This is a genomic window from Aciditerrimonas ferrireducens, from assembly GCF_023130475.1.
In the GTDB taxonomy this organism is placed as follows: Bacteria; Actinomycetota; Acidimicrobiia; order Acidimicrobiales; family UBA8190; genus Aciditerrimonas; species Aciditerrimonas ferrireducens.
Genome location: NZ_JAKHEX010000042.1, coordinates 1 through 1,764, shown reverse-complemented (window position 1 = coordinate 1,764; position 1,764 = coordinate 1). Strand labels below are relative to the sequence as shown.

The window sequence follows — 1,764 nt, the reverse complement described above, 5'->3', positions numbered from 1 at the left end:
GTGCGTTCGGTCAGGAACACACCGAGGATCACCCCGATGGCCCCCCAAATGGTGGACCCCCGGGCTATCCCAAACCCCACCACATGAGGGGACTCGTACCCGAGACGTCCTGGGCTCGTGACCCTTGGCCGACGCAATCGAGGCAATGCACGTCGAGAGGTCTCAGGATCACGAGACCCTGCATCGACTCCTCCGGCGAGCGGCAAACTGCCGGTAGCGGAACGCAAGCACATCCCGCCAAAACGCTTTCACCGATGTGAAAAATGGATTGGCAGCAGCTCCTCACGGCCGGACGTCGGCGTTTTGGACCGTCGGGCCCGACCGTGGTGCCGGTCGCTTGACGCATGCCGGTCGCGCCGCACCTTCCCCGGAGCGCGTCGACGACACGATCCCCTCGCCGTGGGCGCAACAGGACTCGAACCTGTGGCCTCAGCCGTGTGAAGGCTGCGCTCTGACCAACTGAGCTATGCGCCCGAGCGCGGGCACCCGCCGGGGCCCCACGTCGTGGCCGGCATCGTAGCGCCTCCCACCCCACCCCCGGAGGCCTCGCTCCGCGCGGGTTGGCGCACGCAGCGCCCAAGCGGGCAACCTGACGCCATGGCCGATGCCCCTGCCCTCTCCTCCTTCGCTGTCCTCGACCACGTGGCCGTCGCCCTCCCCCGCTGGCAGGACGGCTGGCCCCGCTACGTCGGCCAGCTCGGTGGTCGCTGGAGCTCGGGGGCCGAGGCCCCCGGTTTCGCCCCCTCCCAGCTCCGCTTCGCCAACGACGCCCGGCTCGAGCTCCTCGCTCCCCACCAGCCCGAGGCCAACCCCTTCCTCGCCACCTTCCTCGCCCGCTCCGGACCCGGCATCCACCACCTCACCTTCAAGGTCGCCGACCTCGACGAGGCCCTCCGGCGCGCCGAGGCCGTCGGTCTCCAGCCGGTCGACGTGAACCGCAGCCAGCCCGACTGGCAAGAAGCCTTCCTCCGGCCCAGCCAGGCCCAGGGGATCGTGGTCCAGCTCGCCCAGGCCTCGGGCTCCTGGTCCTCCCCCCCGCCCCCCGGCTTCCCGACTCCGGCGGAGCCGCCCGCCGCGTTCCTCGGCCTCGTCCACGCCGTCGCCGACCTCGAGGCGGCCCGCCGGCTCTTCCAGGACCTCCTCGAGGGCAGCCCGGTCGCCGAGCTCCACGGGCCAGGCTGGCACGCCCTCGAGCTCGCCTGGGCCGGCCCCCTCCGCCTCCGGCTCGTCGCCGCCGACCCCACCGGGGCCTCGCCCGCCGAAGCGGCCGACGCGGCCGAGGCGGCCGTGGCGGCCTGGCTCGGGGGTCGACCGGGCCGGGCCCACCACCTCCGTTTCGCCCTCCCCCCGGACCCGCCCGCCGGGGCCCTCCCCGACGCCCGCCGCCACCCGGTGCTCGGGGAGCCGAGCGGCCCGGCCGGGGTTCCCTGGGTGCCGCCCGAAGCCAACGGCGGAGCCGGCCTGGCCCTCGTCGAGGACCGGGCCGAGAGCAGCCACGCCGGGTAGCAGGCGGTCGTGCCGGTGCGGTGCCGGGCCCCTGAGGGAGCGCCCCTGGGCACGGCGATGCGCCCCGAAACACAACAATACACACAAACTCCACAACGGCCACCGAGGGCACCGTGCCCTCGCCCGGGCCGGCCTGGCGGTCCCACCAGCCGGGCTCCTAGCCTGGGGACGTGGCGTCCGCTGACCCGCCCGACTCGTCGTCGCCGGCCCCTCGCCGACTGAGCCTGGGTCAGCGCATCCTGACCGCCCTCCCGACCC

At 74.0% G+C, this 1,764-nt stretch carries 1 protein-coding gene and 1 tRNA gene; one reads left to right on the top strand and one right to left on the bottom strand.

The annotated features are described in order from the left end of the window. Positions 1–400: 400 nt before the first annotated feature. Positions 401–474, bottom strand: a tRNA-Val gene (locus Acit_RS12570). 123 nt (positions 475–597) lie between these two features. Between Acit_RS12570 and Acit_RS13320 the strand changes: the two genes are divergently transcribed. Continuing rightward, positions 598–1,506 carry a VOC family protein gene (locus Acit_RS13320; RefSeq protein WP_282436945.1) on the top strand — a complete coding sequence of 303 codons (909 nt, stop codon included), beginning with the start codon at positions 598–600 and terminating at the stop codon, positions 1,504–1,506. Positions 1,507–1,764 lie beyond the last annotated feature (258 nt).

Coding starts and splice junctions, on each gene's coding strand:
- Acit_RS13320 (WP_282436945.1), top strand. CDS start 598: ATGGCCGATGCCCCTGCCCTCTCCTCCTTCGCTGTCCTCGACCACGTG.